This window comes from Nonomuraea purpurea (assembly GCF_042650645.1).
Taxonomy (GTDB): domain Bacteria; phylum Actinomycetota; class Actinomycetes; order Streptosporangiales; family Streptosporangiaceae; genus Nonomuraea; species Nonomuraea purpurea.
The window spans coordinates 125,528-149,028 of sequence record NZ_JBHSBI010000029.1; the positions used below are offsets into that span (position 1 = coordinate 125,528).

At 68.1% G+C, this 23,501-nt stretch carries 24 protein-coding genes and 1 pseudogene; 12 read left to right on the plus strand and 13 right to left on the minus strand.

Annotated features, from left to right (window positions below):
• The first annotated feature begins 13 nt into the window (after window positions 1-13).
• Genes ACFOY2_RS41300 through ACFOY2_RS41310 form a run of 3 tightly spaced genes read left to right on the plus strand, consistent with a single transcriptional unit; the run spans window position 14 to window position 2,441 of the window.
• The gene (locus tag ACFOY2_RS41300; RefSeq protein ID WP_379533573.1) at window positions 14-1,060 is read left to right on the plus strand and encodes an NAD-dependent epimerase/dehydratase family protein; all 1,047 of its coding nucleotides are present in this window, start codon (window positions 14-16) and stop codon (window positions 1,058-1,060) included.
• Between the two features lie 8 nt (window positions 1,061-1,068).
• The gene (locus ACFOY2_RS41305) at window positions 1,069-1,779 is read left to right on the plus strand and encodes a class I SAM-dependent methyltransferase (RefSeq protein WP_379533574.1); all 711 of its coding nucleotides are present in this window, start codon (window positions 1,069-1,071) and stop codon (window positions 1,777-1,779) included.
• Window positions 1,776-2,441, plus strand: coding sequence for a phytanoyl-CoA dioxygenase family protein (locus ACFOY2_RS41310; protein ID WP_379533575.1), 666 nt, complete (start codon window positions 1,776-1,778; stop codon window positions 2,439-2,441). The genes ACFOY2_RS41305 and ACFOY2_RS41310 overlap by 4 nt, the downstream gene beginning before the upstream one ends.
• Before the next feature lie 136 nt (window positions 2,442-2,577).
• On the opposite strand, the gene ACFOY2_RS41315 is transcribed toward ACFOY2_RS41310, so the two are convergent.
• Window positions 2,578-2,784: a glycine zipper domain-containing protein gene (locus ACFOY2_RS41315; RefSeq protein WP_379533576.1), complete on the minus strand. Its 207-nt coding sequence runs from the start codon at window positions 2,782-2,784 to the stop codon at window positions 2,578-2,580.
• Here ACFOY2_RS41315 and ACFOY2_RS41320 point away from each other — a divergent pair.
• From ACFOY2_RS41320 to ACFOY2_RS41335, 4 genes are all read left to right on the plus strand, one after another.
• Window positions 2,722-3,678 carry an NAD-dependent epimerase/dehydratase family protein gene (locus tag ACFOY2_RS41320; RefSeq protein WP_379533577.1) on the plus strand — a complete coding sequence of 319 codons (957 nt, stop codon included), beginning with the start codon at window positions 2,722-2,724 and terminating at the stop codon, window positions 3,676-3,678. The genes ACFOY2_RS41315 and ACFOY2_RS41320 overlap by 63 nt on opposite strands.
• A 105-nt stretch (window positions 3,679-3,783) precedes the next feature.
• The gene (locus ACFOY2_RS41325; protein ID WP_379533578.1) at window positions 3,784-4,236 is read left to right on the plus strand and encodes a flavin reductase family protein; all 453 of its coding nucleotides are present in this window, start codon (window positions 3,784-3,786) and stop codon (window positions 4,234-4,236) included.
• A 3-nt stretch (window positions 4,237-4,239) separates the two neighbouring features.
• Complete coding sequence (locus ACFOY2_RS41330) at window positions 4,240-5,538, plus strand: cation:proton antiporter domain-containing protein (protein ID WP_379533579.1); 1,299 nt, start codon at window positions 4,240-4,242, stop codon at window positions 5,536-5,538.
• Between the two features lie 103 nt (window positions 5,539-5,641).
• A complete protein-coding gene (locus tag ACFOY2_RS41335) occupies window positions 5,642-6,682 on the plus strand; it encodes a hypothetical protein (RefSeq protein WP_379533580.1) in 1,041 nt (346 codons plus the stop codon).
• Window positions 6,683-6,815: 133 nt separating this feature from the next.
• Here the strand turns inward: ACFOY2_RS41335 and ACFOY2_RS41340 are convergent, their stop codons facing one another.
• The 5 genes from ACFOY2_RS41340 to ACFOY2_RS41360 form a co-directional block, all read right to left on the minus strand.
• Window positions 6,816-7,784, minus strand: coding sequence for an NAD-dependent epimerase/dehydratase family protein (locus tag ACFOY2_RS41340; protein WP_379533581.1), 969 nt, complete (start codon window positions 7,782-7,784; stop codon window positions 6,816-6,818).
• Window positions 7,781-8,827 (minus strand): Gfo/Idh/MocA family protein, encoded by a 1,047-nt coding sequence (locus ACFOY2_RS41345; RefSeq protein WP_379533582.1) that lies wholly within the window; start codon window positions 8,825-8,827, stop codon window positions 7,781-7,783. The genes ACFOY2_RS41340 and ACFOY2_RS41345 overlap by 4 nt, the downstream gene beginning before the upstream one ends.
• Before the next feature lie 5 nt (window positions 8,828-8,832).
• Window positions 8,833-10,215 (minus strand): NDP-hexose 2,3-dehydratase family protein, encoded by a 1,383-nt coding sequence (locus tag ACFOY2_RS41350; RefSeq protein ID WP_379533583.1) that lies wholly within the window; start codon window positions 10,213-10,215, stop codon window positions 8,833-8,835.
• Between the two features lie 68 nt (window positions 10,216-10,283).
• Window positions 10,284-11,012, minus strand: coding sequence for a class I SAM-dependent DNA methyltransferase (locus ACFOY2_RS41355; RefSeq protein WP_379533584.1), 729 nt, complete (start codon window positions 11,010-11,012; stop codon window positions 10,284-10,286).
• A gap of 73 nt (window positions 11,013-11,085) precedes the next feature.
• On the minus strand, window positions 11,086-12,357 hold the full coding sequence (locus tag ACFOY2_RS41360; RefSeq protein WP_379533585.1) for a nucleotide disphospho-sugar-binding domain-containing protein: 1,272 nt from the start codon (window positions 12,355-12,357) through the stop codon (window positions 11,086-11,088).
• A gap of 404 nt (window positions 12,358-12,761) precedes the next feature.
• Here ACFOY2_RS41360 and ACFOY2_RS41365 point away from each other — a divergent pair, with 404 nt between their 5' ends.
• Entirely contained in the window at window positions 12,762-13,514 is a 753-nt protein-coding gene (locus ACFOY2_RS41365; protein ID WP_379533586.1) for a TylF/MycF family methyltransferase, read from the plus strand.
• Window positions 13,515-13,583: 69 nt separating this feature from the next.
• On the opposite strand, the gene ACFOY2_RS41370 is transcribed toward ACFOY2_RS41365, so the two are convergent.
• The 7 genes and pseudogenes from ACFOY2_RS41370 to ACFOY2_RS41400 form a co-directional block, all read right to left on the minus strand.
• Window positions 13,584-14,786 carry a twitch domain-containing radical SAM protein gene (locus tag ACFOY2_RS41370; RefSeq protein ID WP_379533587.1) on the minus strand — a complete coding sequence of 401 codons (1,203 nt, stop codon included), beginning with the start codon at window positions 14,784-14,786 and terminating at the stop codon, window positions 13,584-13,586.
• 18 nt (window positions 14,787-14,804) lie between these two features.
• A complete protein-coding gene (locus tag ACFOY2_RS41375; protein WP_379533588.1) occupies window positions 14,805-15,743 on the minus strand; it encodes a phytanoyl-CoA dioxygenase family protein in 939 nt (312 codons plus the stop codon).
• Window positions 15,743-16,477, minus strand: coding sequence for an FkbM family methyltransferase (locus ACFOY2_RS41380; RefSeq protein ID WP_379533589.1), 735 nt, complete (start codon window positions 16,475-16,477; stop codon window positions 15,743-15,745). The genes ACFOY2_RS41375 and ACFOY2_RS41380 overlap by 1 nt, the downstream gene beginning before the upstream one ends.
• Complete coding sequence (locus tag ACFOY2_RS41385) at window positions 16,474-17,982, minus strand: NAD(P)/FAD-dependent oxidoreductase (RefSeq protein ID WP_379533590.1); 1,509 nt, start codon at window positions 17,980-17,982, stop codon at window positions 16,474-16,476. The genes ACFOY2_RS41380 and ACFOY2_RS41385 overlap by 4 nt, the downstream gene beginning before the upstream one ends.
• Window positions 17,983-18,025: 43 nt before the next feature.
• Window positions 18,026-18,523: a hypothetical protein gene (locus tag ACFOY2_RS41390; RefSeq protein WP_379533605.1), complete on the minus strand. Its 498-nt coding sequence runs from the start codon at window positions 18,521-18,523 to the stop codon at window positions 18,026-18,028.
• Window positions 18,524-18,605: 82 nt separating this feature from the next.
• Window positions 18,606-18,854, minus strand: a pseudogene (locus ACFOY2_RS41395) (transposase); the annotation flags it as partial.
• Window positions 18,779-19,093, minus strand: a complete 315-nt coding sequence (locus ACFOY2_RS41400; protein ID WP_379533591.1) for a hypothetical protein — start codon at window positions 19,091-19,093, stop codon at window positions 18,779-18,781. The gene ACFOY2_RS41400 and the pseudogene ACFOY2_RS41395, both read right to left, overlap by 76 nt.
• A gap of 292 nt (window positions 19,094-19,385) precedes the next feature.
• On the opposite strand from ACFOY2_RS41400, the gene ACFOY2_RS41405 reads away from it, so the two are divergent.
• From ACFOY2_RS41405 to ACFOY2_RS41420, 4 genes are all read left to right on the plus strand, one after another.
• On the plus strand, window positions 19,386-20,051 hold the full coding sequence (locus ACFOY2_RS41405; RefSeq protein ID WP_379533592.1) for a phytanoyl-CoA dioxygenase family protein: 666 nt from the start codon (window positions 19,386-19,388) through the stop codon (window positions 20,049-20,051).
• A 127-nt stretch (window positions 20,052-20,178) separates the two neighbouring features.
• Entirely contained in the window at window positions 20,179-21,039 is an 861-nt protein-coding gene (locus tag ACFOY2_RS41410; protein ID WP_379533593.1) for a class I SAM-dependent methyltransferase, read from the plus strand.
• A 77-nt stretch (window positions 21,040-21,116) separates the two neighbouring features.
• Window positions 21,117-22,328: a hypothetical protein gene (locus ACFOY2_RS41415; RefSeq protein ID WP_379533594.1), complete on the plus strand. Its 1,212-nt coding sequence runs from the start codon at window positions 21,117-21,119 to the stop codon at window positions 22,326-22,328.
• The gene (locus ACFOY2_RS41420) at window positions 22,328-23,347 is read left to right on the plus strand and encodes a glycosyltransferase (RefSeq protein WP_379533595.1); all 1,020 of its coding nucleotides are present in this window, start codon (window positions 22,328-22,330) and stop codon (window positions 23,345-23,347) included. Before ACFOY2_RS41415 ends, ACFOY2_RS41420 begins: the two co-directional genes overlap by 1 nt.
• Window positions 23,348-23,501 lie beyond the last annotated feature (154 nt).

Consider the following 23,501-nt stretch of genomic DNA (forward strand, 5'->3'; position numbering starts at 1 on the left):
CCGAGGAGACTGGATGACCAACTGTCTGGTGACCGGTGGAGCCGGTTTCATCGGCTCCCACCTGGCTGAGCGCCTGCTCGCGAATGGGCACGCGGTCACCGTTCTCGACGATCTCAGCGGGGGCAGCGAGAGCCGCGTCCCCGCGGGGGCGGAGCTGGTCGTGGGTTCCGTGACCGACACCGCCCTGGTAGACGCCCTGTTCCACGAGCGCCGCTTCGACCGGGTGTTTCACTTCGCCGCGTTCGCCGCCGAGGCGATCAGCCACTCGGTCAAGAGCCTCAACTACGGAACGAACGTGATGGGCAGCATCACCCTGATCAACGCCGCGCTGCAGACGGGGGTGTCGTTCTTCTGCTTCGCTTCGTCGGTAGCGGTGTACGGCCATGGCCAGACCCCCATGCGGGAGTCCTCGTTCCCGGTGCCGGTGGACAGCTACGGCATCGCCAAGCACGTCATCGAGCGCGAGCTCGAGGTCACGATGCGGATTCAGGGGCTGCCGTTCACCGCCTTCCGCATGCACAACGTGTACGGCGAGTGGCAGAACATGCGCGACCCCTACCGCAACGCGGTCGCCATCTTCTTCAACCAGATCATGCGCGGCGAGCCGATCACGGTGTACGGCGACGGCGGCCAGGTACGGGCCTTCACCTACATCGGGGACGTGGTGGACGTGGTGAGCCGGGCCCCCGAGACCGAGGGCGCCTGGGGACGGGCGCTCAACGTGGGATCGGCGAGCACCAACACCGTGCTGGAGCTGGCGCTGGCCGTGCGGTCGGCCGCCGGGGTGCCCGAGCATCCCATCGCCCACCTGCCGTCCAGGGACGAGGTGACGGTGGCCTACACCGCCACGGAAGAGGCGCGCTCCATCTTCGGAAACTGGGCGGACACGCCTTTGGCCGAAGGGCTGGCGCGGACCGCGAAGTGGGCGGCATCCGTCGGCCCGGCGGAACTGCAGTCGTCGTTCGCCCTGGAAATCGACGGCGACCAGGTTCCGGAATGGGCGCGGCTGGTAGAGAAAAGACTGGAAGACACCGGCACTCTGCACCGGGCGAACCGATAAGGATTGTGATGGACGCCGAGGAAATTCAGCGCCGTGTGCGCGAGCTGGAGCCATGGGTCAACGGGTTTGAATACGGCGGGGTGCGTTATGCCGAAGGATCTTCCCACGACTATCTGCTGAGCCAGGACCCGGAGGGGCGGGCCGAGGCCTTCTTCGCCGCTTTTCCCGAGGCCGGCAGAATTCTCGAGCTCGGCGCGCTGGAAGGGGCCGACACCGTGGCGCTGGCACGGCGCCCGGGCACCTCCGTCCTGGCGATGGAGGGGCGCCAGGAGAACCTGAGCCGCGCCGAGCTCGTGGTGGAGGTCTTCGGGCTGACCAACGTGGAGCTCCGGCTCGCCGACGTCGAACGCCTCGACTTCGCCGAGCTCGGCGCGTTCGACGTGGTGCTGTGCGCGGGGCTGATGTACCACGTCCGGGAACCGTGGACTCTGCTGGAGAACATCGCGAGCGTCGCCGGCGGCCTGTACCTCTCGACCCACTATTGGGGCACCTCCGAAGGGCTGGACGCGCTGGGCGGGTACGCGGTCAAGAACGTCCGTGAGGGACATCCCGAACCCCAGGCCCGCGGGCTCAGCGTGGACGTGCGATGGCTGGATCGCCCGTCGCTCTTCGCGGCGTTGAAGAACGCGGGCTTCACCGAGGTCGAGGTCCTGCACGAGCGGGTGTCGGCGGAGGTGTGCGACATCGTCGCCGCGTGCAGGAAGGAAGTGGTCCGGTGAGCCAAGTAACGCGGGACTTCCGCGAGAAGGTCACGCGGTTTCGCGAGGACGGCTTCGTCCGCGTCGGGCCCGTCTTCGAGGACGACGCGATCGATCGCCTGAGATCAGGCGCGGAGCGGCTGATCTCCCGTTTCACCGAGCAGGGGTACACCTCGGCCGACTACTGGAATTATGAGGTCGACGGAGAAGCCCCGGTGCTGTATCGCATCCACAATCTGGAGAAGCAGGACTGGCCCGAGGCCGACCTGCTGTTCCGGGCGGAGTTGAGCGAGCTGGCCGCCGAGTTCATCGGCGCCCCTGCTGCGCCCACGGTCTTCGCGCTCGTGCTCAAGGAGCCCAGCCGGGCGGCCGGAGTGCCCTGGCACCGCGACCGCGTGACCGTCGGGCCGCACAAGGTCTGCAACCTGAGCGTCTGCCTGGACGCGGCCGGCCCGGAGAACGGGTGTCTGGAGGGGGTGCCGGGATCACACCTGCTGCCGGACGACGCCGACGTGGCGTCGGTGCGCGACGACGGTCCCAGGGCGCACATCGCCGTCGAGGAAGGAGACATCGTCGTCCACGACGTACGCCTGGTACACGGATCGGGATCGAACCCGAGCGAGAAGTGGCGCAGGACCATCGTGATCGAGTTCGCGGACCCGGAGATGCCCATTCCGTCCTGAACGTCATGCCGCCGAACTCCGCCAGGAAGGATCTCATGAGGGTTCTGTCAACCGCGTCCGACCGGACCGGTCACTACGTGCGCAGGGTGCCGCCGGCTCGGGCCCCGCGCGTGGCCGGGCACGAGGTCGGTCAGCGTCACCGCGGGAGGGCCGAGGAGATGTGCGACTCCATCGCCGGCGCCCCGACAGCCGCCCCGACAGCCGCCCCGACAGCCGCCCCGACAGCCGCCCCGACAGCCGCGCCGACCGACGAGGACTTCGACGAACTCTTGGCGGACCGATGAAAAGCCTGCAAGGCGCCCGCGCGGTCGTCACGGGCGGGGCCGGCTTCATCGGTTCCCACCTATGCGAGGCACTCGTCGCGCAGGGCTGCTCCGTGATCTGTGTGGACAACATGTGTACCGGCGAGCCGGACAACCTGGCGGGCGTGGAGCAGTCGCCGCGCCTGCGCCTGATCCGCCACGACGTGACCGAGCCGTTCACCGTGGACGAGCCGGTCGACTACGTCGTCCACCTGGCCTCGCCGGCCTCGCCGCTCGACTACCTGCGCATGCCGCTGGAGACGCTTCGGGTGGGTTCGGCGGGAACGGAGAACGCGCTGCGGGTGGCCGCCGCGCACCAGGCGCGCTTCCTCCTCGCCTCCACTTCGGAGGTGTACGGCGATCCCAGCCAGCACCCCCAGCCAGAGTCTTACTGGGGCAATGTGAACCCGGTCGGCCCGCGAGCGGTGTACGACGAGTCCAAGCGCTACGCGGAGGCGCTGACGGCGGCCTACCGGCGGACGCTCGGCGTCGACACGGCCATCGCCCGGCTGTTCAACAGCTTCGGGCCGAGGATGCGCCGCAACGACGGCCGCGTCGTGCCGACCTTCATCGACCAGGCCCTGGCCGGCGAGCCGCTGACCATCAACGGCTCCGGCGACCAGACCAGATCCCTGTGCTACGTGGACGACACGGTCAGGGGCCTGCTTGCCCTGATGCGCAGCACGGCGCCCGGGCCGGTGAACATCGGCGCCACCCAGGAGCTCACCGTGCGGGAGATCGCCGAGCTGATCGCCGGTGAGGCCGGGGTCGAGCTCCGCACGGTCTCCCAGCAGTTGCCGATGGACGAGCCGAACCGGCGTTGTCCCGACATCGAGATGGCCCGGGCAGTCCTCGGCTGGAAGCCAGAGATATCCGTTTCGGAGGGATTACGTCGGACCTTCGGCTGGTGGGCCACCGCGTATCCGCAGGGGTGATCGCACCCGTCGGCACCCTCCCAGCGGACCCCTCCGGAAAGGAAGGACATGACAGGACGCCCGGACGTCAATGTCCCCGTGTCTCCCACGGACTATCGCAACTTCATGAGCGCCTTTCCCACGGGGGTCGCCGTGGTCACCTCCTTCGACGCCGCGGGGCGGGCACATGGCATGGCCTGCACCGCGCTGTCCAGCGTCACCCTCGATCCGGCGACGCTGCTGGTCTGCCTGGGCGAGGCCAGCGGAACCCTCGCGGCCGTCAGGGAGAGCGGGTACTTCGCGGTGAACCTGCTGCACGCCCAATCCCGGCACGTGGCCGACATCTTCTCGCGCGACGTGCCGGATCGGTTCGCCCGGGTGGAATGGCGGCCGTCGCCCAAGCACGGGCAGCCGTGGCTGGTGAAGGACGCGTTCGCGCTCGCGGGGTGCGAGGTACGTCAGGAGATCTCGATCGGCGACCACACGCTGGTGCTGGGCGAGGTCCACGAGGTCGAGCAACGCGACGACGTGCCGCTCTTGGTCGGTCTGCGCAGGTTTTCGGCGTGGAGGGTGTCCTAAGGCATGAGTTTTGACACGGCGGCTCGGTTTCTCATCGCGGTCAGCCTCATCGTTCTGTGCGCGCATGTCACCGGCAGCGTGCTCCGGCTGCTACGCCAGCCGAGAGTGGTCGGCGAGATCGCCGGCGGCCTGCTGATCGGTCCCACCGCGGTGGGAGCGCTGTGGCCTGACGGGCACGCGGCCGTCTTCACACCCGACGTGATCCGCGCGGTGGACCTCATGGCCCAGCTCGGCCTCGTCTTCTTCGTGTTCCTGCTCGGTGCGGAGCTACGCGTCGATCGGCGCGACGGGTGGTGGGGCCTGCTTGCACGGCTGGTGGCCGGCGCGCTGCTCGTCCCTTTCGCGCTGGGCGCCGTCCTGGGGATCGCCACCGGTGAGCGCCTGGCGGGGGCAGGAGTCCCCCAGCCGGCGTTCGTCCTGTTCCTGGGTCTGGCGCTGTCCATCACGGCGCTGCCCGTGCTGGGGCGCATCCTGGTGGAGTACGGTCTCCAGCACACCCGGCTGGGCGTCCTCGCCCTCACCACGGCGGCCCTCGGCGACGGCGCCGCCTGGGCCGGGCTGCTGCTGATCCTGGCCGGCGTCGGTGCGGCCGGCGGCGGTTGGCTGGGGCTGGTGCCGGCCGCCGCGCTCGGCGTCGTCCTCGTGGCGGTGGTCCGCCCGCTGCTGCGGACGCTCTTCCGCGCGAGCGGCGGCGGGACGGGGAGAACGCACCTACTCGCGCCGGCCGTCATCGCCGGCCTGATGATCTGCGCGGCGCTGAGCCAGATGGCCGGCATGCACATGGCCATCGGAGCCTTCCTGTTCGGTCTGGTCATGCCGCGCGACCTGCCGCACCTGGAGCAGTTCACCGCCTCCTTCCGCGGGTTCACCATGGTCGTGCTGCTGCCCCTGTTCTTCGCCAGCATCGGCCTGCGCATGTCGCTGCCCGAGCTGTTCGGGCAGGCCTCGGCGGTGTGGTTGTTCTGCTTGGTGGTGGCCGTGGCGATCGGCTCCAAGTACGGGGGCACCATGGCGGGCGCGATGCTGGCCGGCTTGCCGAGACGGGACGCGTTCGTGCTGGGCACGCTGATGAACTGCCGGGGCGTCACCGAACTCGTGGTCGCGAGCGTCGGTCTGCAGCACGGCCTGATCAACGAGCTCGGTTTCACTGTGCTGGTCCTGGTCGCACTGGTCACGACGGCGCTGACCGGGCCGACGCTCATCATGTTGCGGAATTCCGATGAATCCGGGACGCTGGACGGCCCCGCCGGGGAAGCCCCGAGGGGGGCTGTAACGGGCGCGGGCGCCGAGCTCGGGCGATGACCGTGAAGGTCGAGACCGTGGAGGCGGTGCGGCGGCTCCTTCGCCGCTTCCCCATCATGAAGCGCAGGAGAAGTGCGCTGCGGGTACGGAAGGCGGGAAAACGGTGACTCGGCCGCGGATTCTGATCTCCGGGAACTTCCACTGGCAGGCGGGATTCAGCCAGACCGTGGCCGCCTACGTGCGCGCGGCCGACGAGGCGGGCTGCGACATCCGGATCAGCGGGCCGCTGTCGCGGCTGGACGACGAGGTTCCGCGGCACCTGCCGGTGGAGCATGACGTGAGCTGGTGCACGCATCTGGTCTTCATGTTCGAGGCCCGGCAGTTCCTGTCTCCCGAGCAGATCGAGCTGGCCTGCTCGATCCCCAGGGACCGGCGGCTGATCATCGACTTCGACGGGCACTGGGGCATCGCCGACGGCGTCCAAGTGGAGTCGCGCAAATACTCAGCCGAGAGCTGGCAGGTGCTCTACTCCACGCTGAGTGACCTGATCCTGCAGCCCAAGGTGGCCGGACCGCTGCCCCCCGGCGCGGAGTTCTTCAAGTGCTTCGGGCTGCCCCCGGCGCGACACCCGTTGAATCCGGATCGAAAGATCGACTACGACCTGCAGTACATCGGCAGCAACTGGGACCGCTGGCAGCCGCTGGCCGAGGTCATGGCCGCGGCGAAGCGGGCGGAGCCGCCGTTGCGGTCGCTGCGGGTCTGCGGCCGCTGGTGGGACGGCGACACCTGCCCGGGATTCGAGGAGATCACCTTCAGCGAGCCCGGCAGGCTGCGGGGGCTGGGCGTCGAGATCCATCCGCCCGTTCCCTTCGGAAACGTCATCGAGGAGATGGGGCGAGCGCTGATCTCGCCGATCCTCGTCAGTGCCCTGGTGGGCGGCACGGGCCTACTCACCGCCCGGCTGTTCGAGACCCTTGCGTCGGGAAGCCTTCCCGTGGTCCCGCCCGAGGCGGAGTTCATGGCCTCCGTGTACGGCGACGCCGTCGAGTACCTGAGGCTCGGCTCCGATTCCGCCACCGCGCTCACCCGCATGACCGTGGACTTCGAGCGCCACGCGCGCATCGTGGGCGACATCCAGGACAAGCTCCGCGAGGCGTACGGCTACCCGCGGCTGCTCGAAGATCTGCTGGCCTTCTTCCGCTGAGAAGATCGCGACGGAACGGCTCAGACGCTGCTCAACGTCCCGCCGCGGCCGGCCGCCGACGAACGGCAGCGGATCACCGTCCCCCGGTGGGCGCTGACCGACCTCGTGAACGGCCTGCCGGTGCCGCCACGCCCTACGCGCTTCCGCCACTGCGAGACGGCTGGGAAGCCGTCCGCTCCATCACGTCGTGCCAGAGCTCGTGGACCGAGTCGCGCAGCGTCCTTCGCGGTGTCCAGCCGAGCAGGTCACGCGCGGGCTGGGGGTCGACCCGTGTCCAGTCGTCGGTGTCGGCGGCGAGGTCCGGGGCGGGAATCTCGACCATGGTGGCCGGCACCCCGCTCACCTCGATGAGCATGGTGACCAGCGTGCGCACCGGGACGGCCTCGCCGCGGCCGATGGCGATCGGGGTGGGCCGGCCGGTGATCCGCGTCGCGGCGCGGACCGCATCGGAGACGTCCCGGACATCTACGTAGTCCCGGCGGGCGTTCAGCGCGGTCAGCTCGATCATCGCGGTCTCGCCGCGGCCGGCCGCGGCGGCCAAGCGGTCGGCCACACGGCCGAGCAGGCTCGCCGCCGGCGCACCCGGGCCGGCGACATTGGCCAGCCGCAGTACCACCGCGTCCACGGTCCCGGCCGCAGCGGCCGACAGCACCGCCTCGGTCGCGGCCAGCTTGAACCGGTCATAGTCGGAGGCGGGACCGGGCGATCGCTGGGTGGCGTCGGTGCCGTCCGGCGCGACGTGCCCGTACTCCAGCACCGAGCCGAGGTGTACCAGCCGGGGCGCCAGCCGGGCGCTCGCCAGGGCCGCCAGGATGTGCCGGGTCGCCCCGACACAGCTGGCCTCCAGCTCGCGGCCGGTCAGGCCCCACTTGCCGCCGGTCGCGTTGATCACGGTGTCCGGGCGCTCGGCGGCCAGCATGGCGGCCAGTTCCCCGGTCGGCGTGTCGGAGACGTCGATGGCCCTGAACCGGTATCCGGGAGCGGACCGGGCCGCGTTCCTCGCCACGACGAGCACATCACGTCCCGCTGCGACGAGGTCCTTGCATATCTGGCGTCCCAGGAATCCGGTGCCGCCGACCACGACGATGCGATCCTCACTCACCCGTGCCTCCTGATCAGGTCTTCGCCCCGGCCGGGAAGCCCCTGGCCCGCCCGCAGCGTCCGCGCCCGCTCCCGAACCTCGTCGACCAGCCCGGCCAGGGTCCGGCTCCGCTCGGCCACGCCGGCCCGCTCGCCGCCCGTGCGGACCGCCGTGACGAACTCGCGCAGGGTGGTGGCGAACTGGTCCTCTGGGGGCAGGACCAGTTCCTGCACGTCGTGCTGGCGTTTCAGCCGGACCGTCGGCCGCCACGTCGGCGGCGGCGTGAAGGCGCGGTCGACGAAGATCGACCCTTGGCTTCCCCACAGCGTGTACTCGCAGCGGTAGCCGTGCTGGAATCCGAAGTCGATCTGGGCGGTGCGCCCGTCCGGCGAGCACAGCAGCGCGCCGCCCGCCACGTCGACGCCGTGCTCGGGATCTTCGGTGCGGGTCGCGCCGACCACCTCCAGATCCGGCCTGAGGAAAAGCCTCGCCGTACTCAGTGGATACACCCCCACGTCGAGCAGTGCGCCACCGCCGAGGTCCGGTCGGTAGCGGATGTCCCCGGGGTTCAGCGGCGGGAAACCGAAGACGCCGTGGACCGCGCGCAACTCACCGATCTCGCCGGCCGTCACCAGGTTCGCGACGGTGGAGTGCAGGCCGTGCCGGAGGAATGTGAGGTTCTCCATCAGCGTCAGCCCGCGCGCCCCCGCGAGGGCGAGCACCTCGGCGGTGTCGGCGTACCGGGTGGTCAGCGGCTTCTCCACGAGCGCGTGTTTGCCGACGTCCAGGGCGCGCATGATCCACTCGTGGTGCAGCCCGGCCGGCAGCGGGACGTAGACGGCCTCGACGTCCGGCCGGGCCAGCAGCGCCTCGTAGTCGCGCACGACCTCGCCGCCGAACTCCTTGGCGTACACCTTGGCCTTGTTCGTGTCCCTGGCCGCGACGGCGACCAGTTCGGCCGCGGGCTCCGCCAGGATCGCCGGAAGGGTGCGGCGCCGGGCGATGTCGGCGCAACCGAGCAGGCCGATGCGGACCGGGCGGGAGACCGGGGGCCGCTCCGACACGACGGTCACCACAGGCTGTGCAGGCAGGCCAGCAGACTGCGGGCTTCCACGTTGACGTAGTAGCCGTGCCGTAGCAGGCCGGTGAGCTGGTGGGCGGTGACCCAGCAGAACTCCTCCGGCACCTCTATCGGCACGTCGTCACCCGCGTCCACCAGCAGGTATCGGTTCTGTGAGTGGTAGAACCGGCCGCCCTCCTCGGCCAGGATCGTGTCGTAGAGGATGCGCTCGGCGGGCACCTGCCGCACGTAGTCCAGGAACCTGGGCCCGGGGCCGGAGTAGTTCCCCGGATTGCACTGGACGGTGGGCCCCATCTCCATGGCGTCCAGGAGACCTGCCTGGTACCGCGCGTTCACCAGCAGGTGGGCGACCCCGTCGATGTCCTTCACGACGAAGGTGACCAGTCCTCGCCCGCTCGGGTAAATCAGCGGTTGGTGCCACTCGCCGACTTCGCGGTCGTTGGTTCGCACGCTGACGCCGATGATGCTGAAGTGCTGCCCGTCGTCGTGGACGATCTCCTCAGGCGTGTTGCGCCAGCCGGGCAGCGCCCGCAGCGGCACGCGCCGCACAGCCAGCTCGTGCCTGCTCTTGGCGGCGGTGAACCAGCTCAGCACGGTCTCCGCGCTGTGCAACGGAGTGCCGTCGCCGCTGATGGATCGGGCCAGCGCCGAGGCCATGCCGTCGGTGCCGTGTCTGTCCTGGGCGGCGAAGAAGGAAGCGGGCAGGCAGGACAGCACGGTACGGATGTCCATGTTGACCAGGCCGTCGATCCGCAGCAGGCTGCGGAGCTCGTCCAACGGCATCCAGTGGTGCCCGTCCGCGGCCGGCACCGAGTCGTCGACCTGGACGATCATGTTCCGGTTGCGCTTGTGCAGGAACCACGAGCCCTGTTCGGACTGGAGCACGTCGGCCACCACGGTGCCCGCTCGCGGGTGGGTGAAGTGCTCCAGATACTTCGTCCGGTCTCCCCTGTGCACCCGGGTGTAGTTGCTGCGGGTCGCCTGCACGGTCGGCGAGAGTTGGACCGAGTTGAAGTTGCCCGGCTCCATCTTCGCCTGCACCAGTCCGAAGGGCACACCGTCCACGGTCTTCACCAGCAGACCGAGAATGCCGATCTCCGGCTGGTTGATGATGGGCTGGCTCCACTCGGGGACCTGGCCGTACGAGGTGCGCACGTGCAGCCCCTCGATGGCGAAGAACCGGCCGCTGTGGTGCGTCAGGTTTCCCGTGGCCGCGTCGAGAGACCACCCACGAAGATCGCTGAGCGGGGTGCGGGTCACCTGGCAAGCTGTGGCGCGCGTCCGGTCGGCGAACCAGGACAGGAATCCCTCGCTCACCCCGTCGGGGTGAGTCTCGGTGGCGCGTTGCGTATCCAGATCGGCCGAGGTCATCACGTTTCCTTAGGTGGCTGGGAAAGGCCGGGGAGATCAGGGGCCCTCCGCGCCGAGCGGCCGGCGGTTCATTCGGCGGGCTCCTCGTCGCGTCGCAGGATCAGGAAACAGACCCCGTCCTCGTTGACGAACTCGTCCAGCAACGGCGTCAGTCCGGCCTCCGCGGCGATCTTGGCGATCATGTCGACTCCGTGCCAGGCCAGGAAGCCCTTGAACTCGAAGGGATTCGCCTGCTGGTAGCGCTCCGCGTAGAAGTGGAAGAAGCTCTGGGTCGACGGACCGAGGTCGAGGAAGTTGACACCGAAGTGGCCGCCGGTGCGCAGAATCCGGCGGATCTGCCGGAAGTAGAGGTAGATCTCGAAGACGTTGAGGTGGATGAAGACGTTGAGGGAGAACCCCGCGTCGAAGCTCGCCGACGGCAGCGTCGCCAGGAAGTCGTTCTGAATGTGGTGGTAGCCGACGTTGGTGTGTTCCTGGCAGGTGAGGCGTGCCTTGGCCAGGAACGACCGGCTCACGTCGGTGCACAGCAGCCGCCGTACCCGAGGGGCGACCACCTCGGCCATGATTCCCTCACCGCTGCCGATCTCGAAGATCTCCGAGTCCGGGGTGAGCCGCAGCCGTTGGGCGATCCAGTTCGCCCGGTCGACGCGGTCGCGCAGGTATTCCTCGCGATCCTGGGTGCCCGCCAGTTGCACCTGCATCTCTTCCGGGGAGTTCCACTCCCATATCAAGTTGAGGTCACCCATCTGCATCGGCGGTTTCGCCTTGACGGTCGCGGTGCCTTCTGTGTTGTTCATACGACCTCGCTCATAGGTTCTTGAGTGATGTTCTGAGTGGCGTGGAGGACCCGAATGCCCCAGCTCGTGACCGTCATCGGCCGGCCACCAGGTCGGCGACGTCGGCGGCGGTCAGTTCGCCGGTGCGGGCCAGTGTGGTGAGCAGGTCGGCGACCTGCGCGGCGGTCGGCGCGGCGGCCACGGACCGGCTCAGTTCGACCGCGCGGCGCCGGTAGTTGTTGTCGAACAGCACCTCGGCGAGGGCCTTGTCGATCGCCTCGCTGTCGAACAAGAGGCCGGGCAGGGTCTTGGTCGCGCCTTGCGGGTCGATCCGCCTGCCGTAGATCTGCCCGTCGAAGTTCAGGGCCAGGGACAGCTGCGGGATGCCCATCGCGATGCCGTTCATCAGGCAGTTGGCGCTGCCGTGGTGAATGATCAGGTCGCAGCCGGGCAGGATCAGCTCCAACGGGCAGTTGCGCAGCACCCGCACGTTGGGGGGCAGGGAGCCCAGGCCGTCCACTTCGGCCACCGGGGCGGTGAGCACCACCTCGGCGGCCAGTTGGGCGGCGGACTCGACGGCGTGGCGGAGCGCGGGCAGCCGCTCGCCGAACACCCCGGTCGCGGAGTTCCCCCACACCACGCAGACGCGTTTGCCCTTGACCGGTCCCAGCAACCACGGATCCACGTCCTGGGATCCGTTGTACGGCTGGTACCTGATGGGAATCCGCAGCGCGTCGCCCATCGGGGGAATGGCCACGTCCGGCGACGGGTCCACCGCGTACTTGATCTTGTGACGTGTCCAGTCCACGCCGTACTTCGCAAAGCAGGACAGAGGATCGGCGGACACCAGGTCGAGGCCCGGTTCGGTCTCCACGGTGCCGATGAAGCCTGGCCCGAAGTACACGCTCGGCACCTCGTTCAGCGCGCCGATCAACGCGCCCTCGGCCGCCATGAGGTCGTACACCACCAGGTCGGGGCGCCAGGCGGCGGCGAAATCGACCGCGTTGTCGTAGCTGCGCTGGACCGCGGCGATGGTCTTCTTCCAGAAGTCGCTGAGCGTGCCGGTGTCGAAGTCGCGTACGGAGCCCAGCGCCTGGCCGGTGAACGGGTGCAGCGGCAGCGGCATGTCGCCGCTCTGCGGCGGGGTGTTGATCGCCAGAACCCAGTATGCGAGCCGGGCGCTCTCCATCATGTCGGGCGCGTCGAGCACCGACACCGGCATCAACCCGGTGGCCATGACTCCCTGCACCTGCTGCGGCGGGCAGGCGACCCGAACGTCGTGCCCGGCCGCCCGGAACGCCCAGGCCAGCGGGATCATGCACATGTAGTGCCCAGCCCAGTTGGACACTGTGAACAGAATCCGCATCGGAATCTCCCCTACTTGCCGCTCGCTGGATGGTCCTCGGCGGTGGCGGACCGCAAACGTCTCGCCGTCCACGGGAAACGTGTGATCCCCATTCAGTGCCGCACCGGTGGTGTCGATGACTGGGCTCTCCGCGAGAGTACCGAGAAAAGATTCATGATTTCCCTATAAATAGCGCCCGCCGGCCAGATCGCCGCGGCGCGGTTCTGGCCGCACTCTGCGACGGCTCCGCGCTATCTCAAGAATTCTCTAGGGATTCCCCGAGATTCGCATCGCTACCATGCGTATGTGCAGACCCTGATGGCGTCTTCCCCGGCGCCGCGGCGGAACGGAGACGGACACGCTTCCCTGTAAGCGGAGACCCGACAGTTCTATGGAATGCCGGAAATCTACAGTGCGAGGAAATCATGAGCACAGGCGCCGAGCTTTATCTTGACCTGATGAAGAAGACGCTGACGAACACCATCTACCAGGACGCGCCGCTTCCCATAGGGCAGCAGCAGGTCGACGGCTATCAGGCTGCGCAGCGGGAAAAGGGCAGAGACTGGCCGTCGGTCGCGCACACCATGGTCGGCAGGGTTCGGCTCGACTACCTCGAGCGCTGCATGCGACAGGTCGTAGAAGACGAGGTGCCGGGCGATTTCATCGAAACCGGAGTGTGGCGTGGCGGTGTGTGCATCTTCATGCGTTCCTTCCTCCGCGCGAACGACATCACCGACCGGCGCGTATGGGTGGCCGACTCCTTTCAGGGCATCCCGGACACCAACGGCGCCAGCCATCCGCTGGACGTGAAACTGGGGCTGGACAACGCGAACTCGGTGCTGGGCGTGTCCATCGAGCAGGTGCGGGAGAACTTCGAGCGGTACGACCTGCTGGACGATCAGGTCGTCTTCCTGGAGGGCTGGTTCCGGGACAGCCTGCCGACCGCGCCGGTGCGGTCCCTCGCCGTGCTGCGCCTGGATGGCGACCTGTACGAGTCCACCATGGACGCGCTCGTCAACCTGTATCCCAAGCTTTCGGTCGGCGGCTTCGTCATCGTGGACGACCACATCCTGCCCAGCTGCCGGCAGGCCATCCGGGAGTTCCGTGAGGCCAACGGGATCACCGACACGATCGAGCACATCGACTGGACGTCGATCGGGTGGCGACGTACCGGCTGAGGACATGCTCGCGACGACCGACTCGCTCTGATCGACAAGCTGATCAAGGCGAGTCGGACGCGTCACCCGTCATGACGCTCCTTCGTCGACCAGGTTCGTCGGATCCAGCGAGTTCATGAACGAACGCAGGGCGCCGAGGTGGGCGGCGGGCTTGTCCCAGCCCAGCTCGGCGCACCAGGCGATCAGCTCGGTCAACTCCCCGGTGGCACGCGCCTTCTCCTCGTCGGGAAGGCTGGAGACCGACATCTCCTTCGGCCACTGCACGACGTTGGCCAGGTCGATGTCCAGTCCCTCCGCGCGGGCGAACTCCAGCAGGTTGCGCAGGTCCCACAGGTTGTCCCGTTGCGGCGACACCTGGAGCCAGACGTCCACCTGGGTCCTGAGCCTGTGCACGTTGTCCACGAACACCTGCCACTTCCCGCCGGTCCTGATCCGCTCGAACACCTCGCCCACGCCGTCGCAGGACGCGCCGATGCCGACGCTCTTGAAGTGCGGGAAGAGACCGATCGCCTTGTCGGGGGACATGGTGAGGTTGGAGTTGTAGGCCACGTCGACGTTGCCCGCGTTCCCGGTCTCCACGAGGAGTTCGAGCAACGCGTAATGGCCCGGCTGCATGAAAGGCTCGCCACCCGCGAAGTACAGCCGGCGAATCAGGTGTGCGTTCGCCCGTAGCGTCCGCCACAGCTCCTCGTCGGCACGGTAGGGGTCGATCACCGCGGAGGACCATGATGGCCGCTGCTCGGCGCCCCATGCCGAGCTCACCGGATAGGTGCACATGACGCACCGCAGGTTGCAGGTGTTGCCGAACCTGATGTCGAGGAAGTAGGGGAAGTCCTCGACGGTCCCGTCCGCGGCGGTACGGCCGGCGAGCGCGTCGAGTTCATGCTCGAATCGGCGGTTGATGCTCTGCCGATAGGACTGGCCGCCGTGGTCTTCCCGGAAGTAGCAGTATTTGCACGCGTCGACGCGCTCGCCGTTCAGCATCGCCAGCCGGGTCCGTTTCATGTTGGGACTGTTGAACGCCTCCTGAAGTCCCAACACCCGATCCGGGTTGTCCTTGGCGTATCGCGAGCCAGGCGAACAGCCGATCGCGTCGTCGTTCAGCTGGAACACGGGCTCGTCCTGCTGTTCGTACAGCTCGTTGTGATACATCGCGTTGTCGACGCAGCACCGGCCGTAGACGCCGTCGATGGAAGCGCAGAGATGAATCCACGGCAGGACGCACAAGGTCTTGTTCGTCGGGCCGCCGTGACGGTTGGCCTCAGTACTCATCGACACGTCCTTTGCTCGTCATCGCCAGTGGTCTTCGTGCGGAACCCGGAACGTGGTGCTCTCCGGCTGGTCCGCCCAGTGCCGGAAAGACTCGGCGGGGCGGTAGTCGAACGGCTCCTCGTCGCCGAATCGCGATTCGGCCGCGCGCATCCGGACGCATGAACGCAGGATCTGTTGCTTGAGGCCGATGTAGCTCTCGGTGTGCGGGCCCAGTTGCCATTCCACCTCGGCCGGCCGGTATTCGAAGTAGATGACGCGGCGTTGCTTGCCGACCACGGCAGGGGCGCCGTGCAGGGTGAGGATGTTGTGCAGCAGCGCGTCACCCGGCCGCATCACGGCGGGCACCGCGCCGGTGGTGTCCCATTCGCTGGCGTTGAGCCGATCCGCCGTGGTCGTGAGCCGCTCGTCGTCCCAGTAGTTGGACTCCGGGATGCACCAGACGCAGTTGTCCTCGGGGGCGGGGTCGAGATAGATCCCGGCATCGATGACGCGACCCGCTCCGGTGACGCCGACCGCGTCGGTGTACAGCCCGGCGTCGCGGTGCCAGGCGAGGCGGGGAGCGCCGGCCGGGGTTTTGAAGACCATGCTGTCCCAGGTCGGGATGAGGTTGGGCCCGACGAGCTGTTCCATGATCCGTAGCAGCAACGGGTGACCGGCCAGCACGGCGATCGGACGGGCCTTGTCCACCACGTATTCGATCCGTACCGGCGCGGCGTCCGGCAGATGCGGCTCCAGGGTCCAGATGGTGTCGTCCATCGACCGCGTTGACCATGCCCGGTCGATCAGCGTCTTCCCGGCCTGCTGGGCGTCGGCGAGTTCCTCCGGTGTGAGCAGCCCGCGAACGGCCAGCACTCCCTGCCGGCGGAACGCGGTGACGTGCTCGGGCAACAGCCCGGTCCGTCGGATGTCACATTCGGGAACCCTGCTGTCGGTGCGCACCTCAGTGACAGGATTCATCACCTGAAACCCTTCTTTTCGGCGGTGGTGGATTTCGGACCGGCACAGTCCGCCACGAAGAACCAGTCCCGCTCCAACGCCCTCGCGAATGACGCGCGATCCATCGCGGGCTGCCCCGCCAACCAGGCGGGCAGGGTGAACACCTGGTACCCCAGCCCGTCGACCAGCAACGACCAGAGATCGTCCGTCGTCGTGCCGTACTCGCGCATGACATGGTCGCCCCCGTGCTCGAAGACGATCATCGGTCTGCTGCGGAGCAGTGAGCGGCGGGCACCTCGCAGGGCCAGCACCTCGCCCCCCTCGACGTCGATCTTCACCAGGTCGACGTGCACATCGGGCGGGATGACGTCATCCAGGCGCACGGCGTCGACGGATATCTCGCGCAGGGTCTCCGACGGCCGGTCGTAGGGGCGTCTGCGCAGGCCGCTGTAGCCCGGGTTGGAGACCACGTGCACGAAGCTCTGCGGGCCCGTGACGTCGGCGGCGGCGGCCCTGATCACCGTGACCGACGGCAGCCTGGCGGCCAGTTCGTCGGCGAAGGCGGGCAGCGGTTCGACCGCGAAGTGCCTCCCCTCGGGCGCCACCCGCACCAGGTGCTGGGTGATCTCGCCGACGCCCGCGCCGAGGTCGACGCACACGGCGGTCGGGGTGCAGACCTGTTCGATGATCTGGACGGTGAGCCGGTCGTACTCGTCGTTGCGTTCGAGGGGGTCGATCACCTGCTGCCCGCTCACGTCGAGGGCTCCTCGGCGTCGGCCTGGGACAGCGGCGGGTTCGAGGTCGCGGTCGCAGGCTCAACCGGTCGGCTTCGCCCGATGCCGAGCCGGGGGCTGGTCATCAGGTACAGGCCGGTTTCCGGGTCGAACAGCTCATGCCCGTCGAGCCTGTTCAGCGCTTCGCTGACCGGGGACTTGGGGGCGCCCGCCTCGGCCATCCTGCGGGCCTGCTCGGCGGCGATGAACAGGCGGCTGACGGAGTTGTCCTCGCCCTCGTCGGGCATCCGCGGCTCGGGCGTACGGCCGGCCACGGCGTCGCCCATGTCGGCGAGTCCGGCGATCAGTTGGGCGAAGGCCCTGGCACCGTCCACCTTTTCGTACTCGGTCTCGGCGCGGTCACCGACCAGCCTGTCGGCCAGGGCGAAGTAGTTGTCCTTGCCCGCTTGCTGCTGGTAAACAGCCGCGACCAGGGTGAACAGGCGCTCGAAGGCGTTGCGGTAGAGCGTCTCGTAGAACGCGCGGGCCTGGTCCTCCTCGACGTCGCCGTTGACGGTGGCCAGAATGGCCGCCGCGGAGAGCATGCCGCTGTAGAGCGCCAGGTGTACGCCGGTGGACAGCAGCGGATCCAGGAAGCACGCGCTGTCGCCCGCGGCGAAGTAGCCGGGGCCGCAGAAGCTGTCGGCGACGTAGGAGAAGTCCTGCTCGACCCGGACACCCGGCTGGTAGGTCCCGTTCGCGAGCAGTCCGCTCACCGAGGGGGACTCCTCGACCAGTGAGGCCAGCATCGCCTCCAGGGATGCGTGCTCCGAACGGCGCTCAAGGAACCGCGTCCGGTGGCAGACGAATCCGACGCTGTAGCGGTCGTCGCGCAGCGGGATCACCCAGTACCAGCCGTCCGGGGACGAGATGACGTTGATCCCGCCCTTCGGCGAGTTGGGCAGCAGAGATCCTCCCTGCCAGTAGCCCCAGATGGCGACGTTCTTGAACGTCTCGTTCGCCCGCCGGTGCTTGAAATGCCGGGCGGGGATTAGACCGGCCCGGCCGGAGGCGTCGACGACGAAGTCGAACCCGATGGTGTGTTGCCGGCCGGTGTGCGACTCGGCCCAATTCGCGGCCACGGCGCGGTCGCCGTCGAAGACCACGCGCTTCACCTCGGCTCCCTCGATCACCTGGGCGCCCTGCTTGGCGGCGTTGGTCAGCAGCACGTGGTCGAAGTCGTCGCGGTCGACCTGCCAGGACCGCACGCCGGGGCCGAAGATCTCGGACCAGTCGATGGCCCAGTCCTCCCTGCCCCAGCGCAGCAGCACACCGTTCTTCTCGGTGTAGCCGCGGGCGTCGACCTCGTCCAGCGCGCCGATGAAGTCGACGATCGTCCGGCACGACGACGCGATGGACTCGCCGATGTGGTACCGAGGAAAGTTTTCCTTCTCCAGCAGCGTCACGGACAGGCCCGCACGTGCGAGCAGGGCCGCTGCGGTCGACCCGGCCGGACCGCCGCCGATGACCAATACTTTGGTGACCATGAAGCTCCTCATCGACAGCCGATCGGATAATTCGAACCACACCCTACGGCGGGTGGAAAATGGCGTTCAACGATTCCGGGAAAGGTCTAGTGGGAGCGTTAGTAGCGCGTGCGAACATCAGGGGGATAGGTCTGGTAAAAGCTTTAGTAGCGCGTGCGCACGCCAGGGGGATAGGTCTAGTACGACAGCAGTGCTTCGTGATCTTGCCCTCCGGCTCTGCGAGCAAGGCATGATGCTGTGAAGTGGGGTTGTGTGAGGGCGAGGCGTTTGCGGTAGTGGTGCCGGCGGGCGCGGGCCTGGTGGGGGCGTCGCCAGTACTCCAGCGCAGTTCGAAGTTGCGTCGCAGGGCGGCCATGCGGGGGGTTACCACGGCGCTGACCTGGTTGAACACGGCGAGCAGGCGGCGGATCTCGGGGACGGTCAGCGCGATCAGCCCGTAATCGTCGGGTGGGGCGTCCTGGCCGGTGCGTGGCACGACGGGGGCCGGGTGGTGGCGGCGTTCCATGGCGGCGACCACGGCCAGGACCGTGAGTGCGGCCATCGCCAAGATGACGTGCCGCCGCCGGAGTACGGGTGGTGATCCGCTGCGCCGGCTGCGGTTTGGTCGCAGAACACCAGTCGGCGCCCAGCCCCGTCTCCTGCCGTACCTCTGGCTGGTCGACGTATTTGCGCTGCATGTACAACTCGGTGTCGATCAGGGCGTGACCGTGCGGGCCGGCGTAGGTGGTGTAGACGGCGGCGATGCAGTTGGTCACCTTCCCGGCCGTGCCGGTGTATTGGCGGCCAACGCCGCAGGTCAGGGCGCCCTTCTTCTCCTGGCCGGTCTCATCCGGCACCAGTACCGCCTCCGGGCCGGCCAGATGAGCGACCACGTAGCGGCGAACCGGGTGTCCTCATCCCACGCGGCGCGTGCCAGCAGTCGCTGCATCACATCCGGTGTCTGATATCCGGCGTGTTTGCCCAGGTCCCAGCAGGTCTTGCGGGGCATCTCCGACAGCAGGCCGCGCAGGTAACCCGTCGCCGCCTTGCGGGGTTCGACCCGGCCGAACGCGCCCGCGATCGCGCTGGTCAGCTCGCTGAACTTCCGTTCCAGCAGTTCGGGCTCTCGCATGCGCGAAGTCACTCACTGTGAACGATCTCGAACTACTGCTGTCGTACTAGCGCCGACCACCTGTGGTGAAAACACTAGTCAGTTATCGTGCGCAACTCGATAAGGTCAGGTCTGGTCGGTCGCAATGCGATTGTCTGCCGAGCCCTGAGTCAGGGTCCGGCAGACAATGGGATGTCCGATGTCGTATTTCGGCTCTGGATGTGAAGACCATCGATTCCTGCGAACTCAAGGCGCGTGTAGAAGCGAAATTTACGAATGTCAAGGCGGACAAGCCGAAAGGACGAGCGTAACCATGACTCTGGTGGTACGGGATCCCGCCGCACGAATCAACCGTTTCCGTGTCGACGGCTTCGTTCGGGTCGGACCAATACTCGGCGAGGACGTGGTCAGTCGGCTCAAGGCGGGCGCCGCGAGGTTGATCTCACGTTTCACCGACCTGGGTTATATCTCCGATGACTACTGGCATTTCGACGTCGACGGGGAACCGCCGGTGCTTTATCGTATCCACAACCTGGAAAAGCAGGACTGGCCAGAAGCCGAGTTGCTCCATCGGCCGGAACTGGCCCACCTCGCCGCCGAATTCATCGGAGAGCCGGTCGTTCCCACGGCGTTCGCCCTTGTGCTCAAGGAACCGCGGCGCGCTGTCGGCGTGCCGTGGCACCGTGACCGTCCCCACCTCGCTCCGCACACTGTGTGCAACATAAGCATCTGCCTGGACGCAGCGGGCCCCGCCAACGGTTGCCTGGAGGGCGTGCCCGGCTCCCACCTGCTGCCCGGCGACGTGAACGCCGAGGACGTGCGGGACGCCGGCCCACGGGTGCCGGTGCCCTCCGAGGAGGGAGACGTCGTGGTACACGATGTCCGGCTCGTGCACGGGTCCGGCCCGAACCCCAGCGATCGGTGGCGCCGAACCATCGTCATCGAGTTCGCCGATCCAGCGATCTCCCTTGAGCCTTGACGTCGCGGTGGCCCGCTCGCCGACAGAAAGAAAGGTCAGACAACATGAAGCCGAGTGCCGCGGCACGACCAGGCAACACGGTTATCCCGGAGTGTCATATCCGCATACCGCACGAGGAGCGCTGGCGGTGGTGAGCCTGCCGGGCTGGGGGTCCGCAGCAGGCAAGTCGCGCTTGGGGGGCCGGTCGGCCATCGCGGCGGAGCCCTCGCTCGACGAGGTCATGGCCGAGCGCTTCCGCGAGCGGACCAGGCCGCGCCGTGGAGACTGGGCCTACGCCCACTTTCTCGACCTGCGCGACGCGCTCGCCGAGGTGCTGCGCGATGCTTCCGGCGTCTGGCTCGACTACGGCTCGGGCACGTCGCCGTACCGTGAGTTGTTCGCGGCAGCCGAGCTGCAGACGGCCGACATCCCCGGCGGTGAGTCCTACGTCGCCGACCACGCGCTCGACCGCGATGGCAGCTGCCCTGTTCCCGACGGGACCTTCGACGGTGTGCTGTCCACCCAGGTTCTCGAGCATGTCACCGATGCGGACGCCTACCTGCGCGAGGCGTTCCGGCTGCTGCGGCCCGGCGGCCGGCTGGTGTTGTCCACCCACGGCGTGTGGGAGGAACACGGCGGTCAGGATCTGTGGCGCTGGACGGCTGACGGCTTGGCCCTGCAGGCCGAGCGGGCGGGGTTCGCGGTCGACCGGACGGTGAAGTTGACCTGCGGTCCGCGTGGGCTGCTGCTCCTGCTCCGCTGGTACGGGCGCGACCACGGCTGGCCCGGCGGTGGCCCGGTCGGACTGGTTCTCCGGACGCTCCGGCTGGTGGACCGTCTCCTGCCCAGGGCGGTGGATTCCTACCTCGACCGGGCATTCGGAGATCTCGGCCGCCGGGAGGGCCCGGAGAGCGCCTTCTACCTGGACATCCTGCTCGTCGCCAGAAAACCCGAGGACGTGGCGGTCGATGCGCGGGACACCACGGCGGCGAGAGAGACCGGTGCGTGAGCCGGCCTGCGATGGCTCATGGCGAGGATCGTCATGGCCCGCATCGAGGATGAGTCGATCGCAACCCGGAGGTGCGCATGCCAGTCCACGACCGACCGCAGGCCCAGCTCATCCAACGGGTGCTCGCCTTGGCGGACGCCCCTGACGCCGGTGTCCGGCTCGCGGCCGGGAATCCGGAGCCGGTCGTGGCCGCGACCATCGCCGAAGTGGCCGGCCGCACGGTCCTGTACCCCGGGCCCGGGTCGCCGGTGACCGTCCAGTTCGAAGTGGACGTGCCGGGCTCAGGGCAGATCCCGTACCTGCTGACCGTCGGTCCCGACGGCCGGCAGGCGCGCCCCGGCCGGGTCGACGACCCGTGGGTGTGCCTCAGGTACGACCTGTCGGCGCTGGTCCGTGACGTGTTCGGGCCGAGTGACCCGCGCGCCGGAGCCGGCCACGAGGTGGTGATGAAAGACGAGCCCGGCCCGGCCGAGTACAAACCCGATGATCCGTGGATGGTTCAGCGTGACGAGGCGACCCGAGCGGCGTACCAGGTCCTGCAGGCGTGCGGGCCGTACCGGGGGGATCTGACCGCGCTGGCCTTGCGCTTCGGCTCGGACAAGTGGGGCGGGCACTGGTACACCCCCCACTATGAGCGGCATCTGGACAGGTACCGCGATCAGCCGGTGACCGTGCTGGAGATCGGCATCGGCGGCTACCACGAAGCGGACGCGGGCGGCTCCTCCCTGCGCATGTGGAAGCACTACTTCCACCGAAGCATGGTGTACGGGCTCGACGTGTACGACAAGTCACTGCTGGACGAGCCGCGGCTCACCACGATTCGCGGGGATCAGGCCGACCCGGCGTTCCTCACCGACCTCGCGGCGCGGTACGGCCCGTTCGACATCGTGGTCGACGACGGCAGCCATGTCAGCAGTCACGTCATCACCGCGTTCAACGCGCTTTTCCCGCATGTGTCCCCCGGCGGCACGTATGTGGTGGAGGACCTGCACACGTCTTATTGGCCCGAGTGGGGGGGAAATGGCGCCGACCTGGCCGACCCCGCCACGTCGGTCGGTTTCCTGAAGACGCTTGTCGACGGGTTGCACCATCGTGACCGCCTTCATGACGGCCCCTATGAGCCGTCGTACACGGACCGAAGCGTGACCGGAATCCACCTTTACCACAATCTCGCGTTCATCGAGAAGGGCCGCAACGCCGAACAGGCGAATGCCGCGTGGCGACCGCGGCATGACCCGATGCGCGATCTGCCCGCACCGCACCGGGAGTATGGGGAAGTGAGGGACTGATGCGCGTCGTACTGGTGACCATGGCGCTGCGGCTGCCGACCGATCCAAGCCAGTGGATCACCGTTCCGCCGCAGGGTTACGCGGGAATCCACTGGATCGTGGCCAACCAGATGGACGGCCTGCTGGAGCTCGGCCATGAGGTGTTCCTGCTCGGCGCGCCGGGCACCACGCCTGCCTCGCCGGCGGTCACCGTGGTGGACGCCGGCGATATCGAGGACATGCACGCCTGGCTGAACGGCCCGGAGGCGTCGACCGTGGACGTCGTGCACGACTTCTCCTGCGGGCAGATCGACCCCGACCGGCTCCCTGCGGGGATGGCGTACCTGTCCACCCATCACCTGACCGGGCGGCCGACGTACCCCCGCAACTGCGTATATGCCTCGTACGCCCAGCGCGCCCAAGCCGGAGACGACAGCGCGCCGGTGGTACGCATCTCGGTCAACCAGGCGCGCTACCGGTTCCGGGCCGACAAGGACGACTACCTCCTCTACCTGGGGCGCATCTCGGAGTGGAAAGGCGCTTACGAGGCCGCCGCATTCGCATCCGCCGCCGGGCGCCGTCTGGTCATGGCCGGACCGTCCTGGGAGGAGGAGTACCTCCGGCGGATCGAGCGCGACTTCGGGGACACCGTCGATCTCGTCGGCGAGGTGGGGGGCGACCGGCGGCTCGACCTGCTTTCCCGCGCGAGTGCGATCACGGTGCTGTCCCAGAGCACGATGGGCCCCTGGGGTGTGGTGTGGTGCGAGCCCGGATCGACTGTCGTGTCCGAGGCCGCCGCATGTGGCACCCCGGTCGTCGGCACTTCCAACGGCTGCCTGGCCGAGATCGTGCCGTCGGTCGGGGTCGTCGTCCCCGAAGGCTCGCCGTTCGCGCCCGATCAGGCTCGTGCCGCGTTGGCCGATCTGCCCGACCCCAGCTCTGTCCGGGGCGCAGCACTGCAGCAGTGGGATCACGTCGTCGTGGCCAAGCAGTTCGAGACGATCTACCACGAGGTGCTCGCGGGCCGTACCTGGTCCTGACCGCTCGGCTGTGTCCGTCACCTTATGCTCACGCGGTTGGTCGGGACATTATAGGCAATTCCCTAATCTATATCCCGGCCTGATGCCGGATGTGAGCTGGAAAGCGTACCCTGGCAATCGGGAGCTATTCTTAGGAAGGGAGAGGATTTGAGCG